At 67.7% G+C, this 10,170-nt stretch carries 7 protein-coding genes; all 7 read left to right on the top strand.

Annotated elements, in window-relative coordinates; all coding sequences use genetic code 11:
• Positions 1-227 precede the first annotated feature (227 nt).
• The 7 genes from C8J45_RS09495 to cobA all read left to right on the top strand — a co-directional run bounded on the left by C8J45_RS09495 (position 228) and on the right by cobA (position 10,064).
• Positions 228-806, top strand: coding sequence for an ANTAR domain-containing response regulator (locus C8J45_RS09495; RefSeq protein WP_107962970.1), 579 nt, complete (start codon positions 228-230; stop codon positions 804-806).
• Positions 806-2,020 carry a CmpA/NrtA family ABC transporter substrate-binding protein gene (locus C8J45_RS09490; RefSeq protein ID WP_107962969.1) on the top strand — a complete coding sequence of 405 codons (1,215 nt, stop codon included), beginning with the start codon at positions 806-808 and terminating at the stop codon, positions 2,018-2,020. The genes C8J45_RS09495 and C8J45_RS09490 overlap by 1 nt, the downstream gene beginning before the upstream one ends.
• A gap of 294 nt (positions 2,021-2,314) precedes the next feature.
• Positions 2,315-3,736: an MFS transporter gene (locus tag C8J45_RS09485; protein WP_107963024.1), complete on the top strand. Its 1,422-nt coding sequence runs from the start codon at positions 2,315-2,317 to the stop codon at positions 3,734-3,736.
• On the top strand, positions 3,736-6,237 hold the full coding sequence (gene nirB / locus C8J45_RS09480) for a nitrite reductase large subunit NirB (RefSeq protein ID WP_107962968.1): 2,502 nt from the start codon (positions 3,736-3,738) through the stop codon (positions 6,235-6,237). The genes C8J45_RS09485 and nirB overlap by 1 nt, the downstream gene beginning before the upstream one ends.
• Entirely contained in the window at positions 6,234-6,572 is a 339-nt protein-coding gene (gene nirD / locus C8J45_RS09475) for a nitrite reductase small subunit NirD (protein ID WP_175518279.1), read from the top strand. Before nirB ends, nirD begins: the two co-directional genes overlap by 4 nt.
• Before the next feature lie 68 nt (positions 6,573-6,640).
• Positions 6,641-9,283, top strand: a complete 2,643-nt coding sequence (locus tag C8J45_RS09470; RefSeq protein ID WP_107962967.1) for a nitrate reductase — start codon at positions 6,641-6,643, stop codon at positions 9,281-9,283.
• Positions 9,273-10,064 carry a uroporphyrinogen-III C-methyltransferase gene (gene cobA / locus C8J45_RS09465; protein WP_107962966.1) on the top strand — a complete coding sequence of 264 codons (792 nt, stop codon included), beginning with the start codon at positions 9,273-9,275 and terminating at the stop codon, positions 10,062-10,064. The genes C8J45_RS09470 and cobA overlap by 11 nt, the downstream gene beginning before the upstream one ends.
• Positions 10,065-10,170: the final 106 nt, after the last annotated feature.

The raw sequence follows: 10,170 nt of genomic DNA, 5'->3' as shown, positions 1-10,170 counted from the left end.
TCGCCAGCTCAACGAGCGCCCCAGAAAGACCTTGATGTATCAGACACCGGCTGAAATGTTCGCCGAGCGTGTTGCAGCCACCCGTTGAACCCACCGGCGAAGTCAGACACCGAGTTCCCGTGCACGGTCTGCCTCGAGGCGAGCGTCGCACCAGCTCTATTCGCCTTCTGCGCAACCTTGACCGATGTGGCCTCGCCATCAGGATCGGTGCAGCATAAGACCGCCCGATGCGGATCGCGATCATCGACACGAGCACGACGCGGGCGGCGATCATCTCGGACGGCCTGCGCGAGGCGGGGCTTGACGATATCGTTGTGATCGACGGGACGTTGGGGATGGTCGCGGCGCTCGAGAAGGCGGCGCCCGAGGTGGTGCTGATCAATCTCGAAAATCCGAGCCGCGATGTGCTCGAGGAGTTCTTCGCGGTGTCGCGCGCGCTGGCGCGGCCGATCGCGATGTTCGTCGACCAGAGCGATGCGGAGTCCACCGCCGCCGCGGTCGATGCTGGCGTCTCCGCTTATATCGTCGACGGGCTGGCCAAGCAGCGGATCAAGCCGGTCATCGATCTCGCAATCCGTCGGTTCCAGGCGTTCGCGCGATTACAGGCCGAGTTGCACGAAGCCCGCAGCGCGCTCGCCGATCGCAATACGGTCGACCGCGCCAAAGCGATCCTGATGAAACGCCGCGGGATCGACGAGCCGACCGCCTACGGCCTGCTCCGCGCGCAGGCGATGCGATCCAACCGCCGGATCGCCGAGATCGCCGATGCGATCATCACCAGCGACGCGCTCATGGGAGATTTGTGATGGCGCTCGACCGGGTCCGCATCGGTTTCCTCCCGCTCGTCGATGCGGCGCTGCCGATCCTCGCGCGCGAACGTGGGTTCGCCGAGGCCGAGGGACTGGAGATCGAGCTCGTCCGCGACATGACCTGGGCGACGGTGCGCGATCGGCTGCTGTACGGACATACCGACGCCGCGCACATGGTCGCGCCGCTAGCGATCGCGACAGCATTGGGGCGTGGGCGGCCAGCGGTGCCGATGGCGGTGCCGTTCGTGCTGGGGCTCAACGGCAATGCGATCACGCTGTCGCTGCCGCTCGCGGCGCAGGTGATGGACGGCGATGCGCTCGGCGATCCGGTGGTGCTGGGTGCGCGACTGAAGGCGGTCGCGACCGAGCGTGCTGCGGCGGGGCGGCGGCTGCGGTTCGGCGTGGTGCATCGCTATTCGAGCCACAATTACATGCTGCGCTACTGGCTCGCGGCGGTCGGCATCGGCCCGGATACCGACGTCGAGATCGTCACGACCAGCCCGACCTTCGCCGCCGATGCGCTGGCGGCGGGCGAAGTCGATGGCATCTGCGTCGGCGAGCCGTGGAATGGCGTTGCGGTCGATCGCGGCGTCGGGCGGATCGCGCTGGTGACGGCGCAGGTCTGGCAGCGTGGTGTCGAGAAGGTGCTGGCAATGCGCGCAGCGACGCTGGCTGAGCGTGGCGACGTCGTCCACCGGCTGATCCGTGCGCTGCACGCTGCGGCTGCGCAGTTCATCGATCCGGACACGCTTGAGGAGAATGCGGCGATCCTGTCTCGCCCTGAGTATCTCGATGCCCCGGTCGATGCGGTGTCGCGGGCGATCGGCGACCGGGTGCGGCTGGTGAAGGACGCGGTGCCGATCCACGTGCCCGACTTCATGTTCCAGTACCGCGAGGCGGCGAACTTCCCGTGGCGCAGTCAGGCGGCGTGGCTGTATTCGCAGATGGTACGCTGGGACGGCACGCCGTTCTCGGCCGAGGAGGCGGACGTCGCGCAAGGGGTGTTCCGTCCTGACATTTACCGCGCGGCGCTGGCCGGGTCGGGCGCGCCTTTGCCGAATGCGAGTTCGAAGCTCGAGGGGGCTATCGGCGCGGACAGCATCGGCGCGGGATCGACGCAGGGGCGGTTGATCCTAGGGCGCGATGCGTTTTTCGATCGGCGGGCGTTCGATCCGCATGATATCGATGGGTATCTGGCCGGCTTGCCCTGAACTCTCTTGTCCCCTCCCTTCCAGGGAGGAGTGTTTTAGCGGTCAATCGCCCCGTCAAACCCAAATCTGCTGCACCCGCGAAATGACGCTTGCGCGATACGGCCACTTCGGTCATCTTCGCATCGTTCGGCAAGGGAGTCGGACACGAAATCATCGCGAGACCGGTTCCAACGACGGGACCTGACCGCGTAGGACGATCCACCGATCGTCCATAGGCAACGAAGCCGCTCCGATGCGTCCGCAAGGTCGCCGTCGGGGCGGCTTTTTCTTTGTCCGTCGCAGATGGGGGAAATCATGCTGTTCGCATCACCGGGTATCGACACCGCCGCGCCGAAAGCCACGCGGATCGACCTGTTCAGCGCCGCCACGCCGCAGATGCGCGCGTTCCACGTCACGTGGCTGGCGTTCTTCGTGTGCTTCTTCGCGTGGTTCGCCGCCGCGCCGTTGATGCCGCTGATCAAGGCCGAGTTCGGGCTGAGCAAAGACCAGATCGCCAACATTAACATCGCCGCGGTCGCGGTGACGATCCTGGTGCGGCTGGTGGTCGGGCCGCTCTGCGACCGGTTCGGGCCGCGGCGTACCTACACGTGGCTGCTGCTACTCGGCGCGATCCCAGTGTTCGGGCTGGCGTTCGCGCAGACCTACGAGACGTTCCTGTTCTTCCGCCTCGCGATCGGCGCGATCGGCGCGTCGTTCGTCATCACGCAATATCACACGAGCGTGATGTTCGCGCCCAACGTCGTCGGCACCGCCAACGCGACCGTCGGTGGCTGGGGCAATGCCGGCGGCGGCGCGGCGCAGAGCCTGATGCCGCTTGTCGTCGCGGCGCTGGTCGGGCTCGGCGTCGAGCACGCGTTCGGCTGGCGCGCGGCGATGTTCGTGCCGGGAGTGGCGATGGTCGCGATGGCGTTCGTTTATGCACGCTACACGCAGGATACGCCGCAGGGCGACATCGTCGACCTCCGCGCAGCGGGGATCGAACTCGACGGCGGCAAGGCGACCGGCATGGCGATCTTCCGCCGCGCCGCCGCCAATTACCGCACCTGGATGCTCGCCGCGACCTATGGCGCGTGCTTCGGGGTAGAGATCTTCATCCACAACATCGCGGCGAGTTACTACGTCGATCGGTTCGGGCTTTCGCTGACCAATGCGGGGCTGGCAGCAGGGATCTTCGGCGGGCTTGCGCTCTTTGCCCGTGCGCTCGGCGGGATCGCGAGCGACCGGATCGCGCTCAGCAAAGGCCTCGATGGCCGCGCGCTGCTGTTGTTCGCGCTGATGCTCGGCGAAGGCGTCGGGCTGGTGCTGTTCGGTCATGCCGGCAGCGTCACGCTCGCGATCCTGGCGATGACGATGTTCGGGCTGTTCACGCACATGGCATGCGGCGCGACCTATGCGCTGGTGCCGTTCATCGACCGCAAGGCACTCGGCGGTGTCGCCGGGCTGATCGGCGCAGGCGGCAACATCGGCGCGGTCGCGGCGGGGTTCCTCAACAAGGCGTCGGCCACCCCGCAGCAATGCCTGATCATCCTCGGCTACGTCGTCGCAGGCACCGCGGTCTGCGCGCTCGCGGTCCGCTTTTCCGCCACGCACAAATCGGACGAGCGCGCGCTGCTCGACGCGGCGCTCGACGCACGCCGCACCAGCGACCGCTCGGTCAACGGCGCGCTCCCCGCATGCCCCCCCCTTCCCCGGCTCCAACCCGACTGGATGATCTGATGGAACACCAAACCCCCTTCCCCGACACCCCCTTTTCCAAGCGGCGCGAGCACCTCGTCGTGATCGGCAACGGCATGGCCGGCTGTCGCGCGGTCGAGGAACTGATCGCGCGCGATCCGACCCGGTACCGCGTGACGATCTTCGGTGCCGAGCCGCACGTGAACTACAACCGCATCATGCTGTCGCCGGTGCTGGCGGGCGAGAAGACGTTCGAGCAGATCGTCATCAACGACCACGCCTGGTACGCGACAAACACCATAGAGCTGGTGACGAGCGACCCGGTGCAGGCGATCGACCGCGCCGCAAAGACCGTCACCGCACGATCGGGGCTGACGGTGTCGTACGACCGGCTGCTGATCGCGACCGGCTCCGATCCGTTCATCATCCCCGTCCCTGGCAAGGACCTACCCGGCGTGATCTCGTTCCGCGACATGGCGGACGTCGATCACATGCTGGAGGCCGCCGGAAAGGGTGGCGCCGCGGTCGTTATCGGTGGCGGGCTGCTCGGGCTGGAGGCGGCACACGGGCTCACGTTGCGCGGGATGAAGGTCACGGTGATCCACCTGATGCCGACGCTGATGGAGCGCCAGCTCGACGAGGCAGCAGGCTGGTTGCTCAAATCGGCGCTGGAATCGCGCGGCCAGGTCATCCTCACCGAAGCGAATACCGCCGAGATCGTCGGCGATACCCGCGTCGAGGGCGTGCTGCTCAAGGACGGCACGCTGATCCCGGCCAGCCTCGTCGTCATGGCGGTCGGCATCCGTCCCTCCGTCGCCCTCGCGCGCGAAGCCGGGCTGGAGATCGGCCGCGGGATCAAGGTCGACGATCACATGGTCACCAGCGACCCGTCGATCCTGGCGGTCGGCGAATGCGTCGAGCATGACGGCAACGTCTACGGACTCGTCGCGCCGCTGTGGGATATGTGCCGCGCGCTCGCCGACGGACTGACCGACAGTCACAGCGGCTATCGCGGATCGGTAACCTCGACCAAATTGAAGGTTGCCGGGCTCGATGTGTTCTCGGCGGGCGATTTCTCGGGCGGTGCAGGCGCGGAGGACATCGTCCTGCGCGATGCGTCGCGCGGCATCTACAAGCGCGTCGTGGTCAAGGACGACCGGATCGTCGGCGCGGTGCTGTACGGCGACACGACCGATGGCGGCTGGTATTTCGACCTGCTCAAGCGGGCGGAAGACATCGCGCCGATCCGCGACATGCTGATCTTCGGCCAGTCGTTCGCCTCGGGAGGAGGCACCGCGGACCCTAAGGCGGCCGTTGCGGCGCTCTCCGACGATGCGGAGATCTGCGGCTGCAACGGCGTCACCAAGGGCAAGGTCGTGGCGTGCATCGGCGCCGGCAACGCGACGCTCGACGCGGTCCGCGCAACCTGCAAGGCGTCGGCGTCGTGCGGATCGTGTACCGGGCTGGTCGAGACGCTGCTCGCGGTCACGCTGGGCGACGAGTATTCGGGCGAACGTTCGGTCAAGACGATGTGCAAATGCACCAGCTTCGGCCACGACGACGTCCGCCGCGAGATCGTCGCACAGGGCATGCGCTCAATCCCCGAAGTCATGCAGAAGATGAGCTGGTCGACGCCGGACGGGTGTTCGTCGTGCCGGCCTGCGCTCAATTACTACCTGCTCTGCGCGTTGCCGGGCGACTACAAGGACGACCAGCAGAGCCGCTACGTCAACGAGCGCGTGCACGCGAACATCCAGAAGGACGGCACCTATTCGGTCGTGCCGCGGATGTGGGGTGGGCTCACCAACCCGCGCGAGTTGCGCGCGATCGCCGATGTCGTCGAGAAATACGATGCGCCGATGGTCAAGGTGACAGGCGGCCAGCGGCTCGACATCTTCGGGATCAAGAAGGAGGATCTGCCCGCGGTCTGGGCCGATCTCAACGCAGCCGGGATGGTCAGCGGGCATGCGTACGGCAAGTCGCTGCGCACCGTGAAGACGTGCGTCGGCTCCGACTGGTGCCGGTTCGGGACGCAGGATTCGACCGGGCTCGGCGTGAAGGTCGAGCGGATGACCTGGGGCAGTTGGATGCCGCACAAGTTCAAGATCGCGGTCAGCGGCTGCCCGCGCAACTGCGCCGAGGCGACGATCAAGGATTTCGGCGTGGTGTGCGTCGACAGCGGCTACGAGTTGTCGGTCGGCGGCAATGGCGGGATCAAGGTCCGCGCGACCGACTTCCTGTGCAAGGTCGCGACCGAGGAAGAGGCGATGCATTACTGCGCCGCGTTCATCCAATTGTACCGCGAGGAAGCGCGCTATCTGGAGCGGACCGCGCCGTGGATCGAGCGGATCGGCGTCGAGTATATCCGCGAACGGATCGCCGACGATCCCGAGGGCCGCGATGCGCTGGCGGCACGGTTCCTGTTCTCGCAGCAGTTCACGCAGGACGATCCGTGGGCGGCCCGTGCGGCGGGCGAGCACCGCGAACAGCACGCCCCGATGGCGCGCTTCACACCTCTGGACGCATCGAGGGAAATGGCATGATCGGCGAATGGCTCGATATCGGCTGGGTCGACGAGATCCCGGTCCGCGGCAGCCGTACGGTGCAGGTCACCGGTGGCGACGACATCGCGGTCTTCCGCACCGGCGACGGCAAGGTCTTCGCACTCGCCGATCGGTGCCCGCACAAGGGCGGCCGGCTGTCGCAGGGCATCGTGCATGGCGGCGCGGTGGCGTGCCCGCTGCACAACTGGCGGATCGCGCTGGATACGGGCGAGGCGCTGGGCGAGGACAAGGGGTGTACGCCGGTGATCCCGGTGAAGGTGAGCGGTGGCCGGGTGTTGCTCTGCCGCACCTCGACCATGAAGGCAGCCGCGTGATCCTCCCCGGCACGGGGAGGGGGACCGCCGCAGGCGGTGGAGGGGGGCCTCCACGAAGGGGGACGCCTGTGGAAGCCCCCCTCCACCATCCTTCGGATGGTCCCCCTCCCCGTGCCGGGGAGGATATCCGCACGACCTGCGCGTATTGCGGGGTCGGTTGCGGTATCCTCGCAACTCCGACCGGAAATCGAACCGTCGCGATCAAGGGCGACCCCGACCACCCCGCCAACACCGGCAAGCTCTGCTCGAAGGGCACGCATCTCGGCGAGACGATCGGGCTCGAAGGCCGCCTGCTCACCCCAATAATCGGCCAGCGGCGCGCCTCCTGGGACAAGGCGCTCGACCTCGTCGCGAAACGCTTCCGCGACACGATCGCACAGCACGGCCCCAACAGCGTCGCCTTCTATGTCTCCGGACAACTGCTCACCGAGGACTATTACGTCGCCAACAAGCTGATGAAGGGCTTCATCGGCTCGGCCAACATCGACACCAATTCGCGGCTGTGCATGGCGAGCGCAGTCGCCGGGCACATGCGCGCGTTCGGCGAGGATATCGTCCCCGCGAGCTACGACGATCTCGACGCCGCCGACCTGATCGTGCTGGTCGGATCGAACACCGCCTGGTGCCATCCGATCGTCTATCAACGCATCCGCGCGCGCTGCGACGCCGGCGCCAAGCTCGTCGTGATCGACCCGCGCCGGACCGAGACCGCGGACGAGTCCGACCTGCATCTCGCGATCCGCCCCGGCACCGACGTCGCGCTGATGAACGGCTTGCTCGCGTGGTGCCGTGACGCGGGCGTGGTCGACTACGACTATCTCGCCGCACACGTCGCGACGCCCGATGCGTTCTGGGACCAGTTCGACGAAGGCAGCGACCTGTGGTCGGTGGCACGCATCTGCGACGTTCCGCCGCAGGACCTCCGGCGCTTCTTCGAACTATTCGCGGCGACGCCGAAGACCGTGACGATGTTCAGCCAGGGCGTGAACCAGTCGCTGTCGGGCACCGATCAGGTCAACGCGATCACCAACCTGCACCTCGCGACCGGCCGCATCGGCAAGCCGGGTGCGGCCCCCTTCTCGATCACCGGCCAGCCCAATGCGATGGGCGGTCGCGAGGTTGGCGGGCTCGCGTCGAGCCTCGCCGCGCACATGGATTTCGCGCCCGAGAACGTCGCCCGTGTCGGCCGGTTCTGGGCTGCGCCGAACATGGCGACCAAGCCCGGGCTGAAGGCGGTCGACCTGTTCCGCGAACTCGGCAACGGCCGGATTAAGGCGCTGTGGGTGATGGCGACCAACCCCGCGGTGTCGATGCCAGACGCGGGCCGCGTGCGCGAGGCGCTGGCCGCCTGCCCGTTCGTCGTGGTCTCCGACGTGATCGAGACGACCGACACTTCGGTCCACGCGCATGTCCGCCTGCCCGCCGCGGCGTGGGGCGAGAAGGACGGCACCGTGACCAATTCGGACCGCACGATCAGCCGCCAGCGCGCGTTCATCGCCGCGCCCGACGACGCGAAACCGGACTGGTGGATCATCGCCGAAGTCGGGCGGCGAATGGGCTGGAAGACCGCGTTTTCCTATGATCGCCCGGCCGAGATCTGGCGCGAACATTGCCGATTGTCGGCCTATGAGAACGGCGGCACGCGGCTGTTCGCGCTTTCTGGCCATGCCGCAAAGGGCAACGCCGAGTATGACACGATGACGCCGTTCCGTTGGGGCGGCGCACCCTTCGCGGACGGCCGGTTCTCGACTCCCGATGGCCGTGCCCGCCTCGTGCCAGTGGCGCAAAAGCCGGTTGCCGCCCCGCTTACGCAATGGCCGATGACACTCAACACCGGGCGCTACCGCGACCAGTGGCATACAATGACGCGCACCGGCCTGTCGCCCAAGCTCGCGCGCCATCGCGAGGAACCGCTGGTCGAGATTAACCCCGACGACGCGGTACGGCTGGGGATCGTTGATGGCGGCTTGGCGCGCGTCATCACGCCGCAGGGCGACAGCGTCTTCCGCGCGACCGTCGTCGCGACGCAGCGGATCGGCGAGCTGTTCGTGCCGATCCACTGGACCGACCGCACCGCGACCGGCGGCCGCGCCGGGCTTCTCCCCCGCCCGCTCGCCGACCCTGTCTCGGGTCAGCCGGGTTTCAAATCCACGCCGGTGCGGATCGAGCCCGTCGCGACCGAATGGCGCGGCTTCGTCGTGGTCCGCGGCGAACTGGCGACGCGCCCCGATTGCCTGTGGGCGACGCGCGTCGCGGTACCGGGTGGAACGGCGTGGGACATGGCGGGCAACGGCGACGCCGCCGCACTCGACGCGCTGCTGCCGAAGGGCCAGCGGATCGAGGCGGTCGATGCGGCTCGGGGCTCGCGCCGGATCGCGATATTGGAGGGCGGCAGGCTCGCCGCCGTGCTGTTCGTGACCCGGGACGGTGCGCTTCCGCCCCGCGACTGGCTCGTCGCGCAACTAAGAGACGCCGTCGCCGCGCCCACCCTGCTCGCCGGCCGCGCGCCCGGCGTTCAGGTCGACCGTGGCCCGATCGTCTGCGCCTGCTTCGACGTCGGGCTGAAGACCATTCTCGCCGCGATCGCCGACCAGCAGCTCGCCGACGTCCCTGCGATCGGGGCTGCGCTGAAGGCCGGCACGAATTGCGGATCGTGCCGCCCTGCCCTCGCCAAACTCCTCGTCACGCAAGGATCAGCCCATGTCGCATGATTTCCCGCCCGGTTCGGTCTGGCTGGTCGGTGCCGGGCCGGGCGATCCCGACCTCCTCACGCGGAAAGCCGAGCGGCTGATCGTTGCCGCCGACATCGTGTTCTACGATGCACTGGTCGGCCCGGGCGTCGTTGCACTCATTCCTGACGGCATCGAGCGGGTAAGCGTCGGCAAGCGATCGGGCCGCCATTCGAAGGATCAGGTCTCGATCAACGTCCTGCTCGCCAACGCGGCGCTCGCCGGCAAGCGCGTCGTCCGGCTCAAGGGCGGCGATCCGTCGATCTTCGGCCGCTCGACCGAAGAACTCGATCATCTCGCCGCGCAAGGCATCTTGGTACGGATCTGCCCCGGCATCACCGCCGCCAGCGCCGCGGCGGCCTCGGGTGGCGCGTCGCTGACGTTACGCGGCCTCGCGCGGAAGCTGACGTTCGTCACCGCGCACGCCCGCGCCGGCGAAGCGCTCGATCTCGACTGGACCGCACTCGCCGCGCCCGATGCTACGCTCGCCGTCTATATGGGCCGCGCCGCCGCCGGCGAAGTCGCGCGCAACCTGATCGCGGCCGGGCGCGCGCCCGATACGCCGGTCATGGTCGCGGTCAACGTCTCGCTCCCCACCGAGCGCATCCTGCGCGGCCGGCTATCGGCGCTCGCGTTCCTTGTCGAGACGATCAGCGACCATGACCCCGCGCTGCTGCTGATCGGCGAGGCGATCGCGGTATCGTCGATCACGGCTGCGGACACTGTAGTGCACACGCGGGACTTCGAGGCCGGGGTGGCATAACGCCCATACGGGTATCAACGGACTTAGCATGCGTCGAAGCTCGAACGGATCCGGGCGCAGCTACCCGGCAATGCCATGCCAACTGCATTCGCGCAGCCGTGCCGCT

Origin of the sequence: Sphingomonas sp. PP-CE-3G-477 (assembly GCF_003050745.1) — a bacterium.
In the GTDB taxonomy this organism is placed as follows: Bacteria; Pseudomonadota; Alphaproteobacteria; order Sphingomonadales; family Sphingomonadaceae; genus Sphingomonas.
This window is presented reverse-complemented; position numbering and strand designations above follow the sequence as displayed.

Coding starts and splice junctions, on each gene's coding strand:
- C8J45_RS09495 (WP_107962970.1), top strand. CDS start 228: ATGCGGATCGCGATCATCGACACGAGCACGACGCGGGCGGCGATCATC.
- C8J45_RS09490 (WP_107962969.1), top strand. CDS start 806: ATGGCGCTCGACCGGGTCCGCATCGGTTTCCTCCCGCTCGTCGATGCG.
- C8J45_RS09485 (WP_107963024.1), top strand. CDS start 2,315: ATGCTGTTCGCATCACCGGGTATCGACACCGCCGCGCCGAAAGCCACG.
- nirB (WP_107962968.1), top strand. CDS start 3,736: ATGGAACACCAAACCCCCTTCCCCGACACCCCCTTTTCCAAGCGGCGC.
- nirD (WP_175518279.1), top strand. CDS start 6,234: ATGATCGGCGAATGGCTCGATATCGGCTGGGTCGACGAGATCCCGGTC.
- cobA (WP_107962966.1), top strand. CDS start 9,273: ATGTCGCATGATTTCCCGCCCGGTTCGGTCTGGCTGGTCGGTGCCGGG.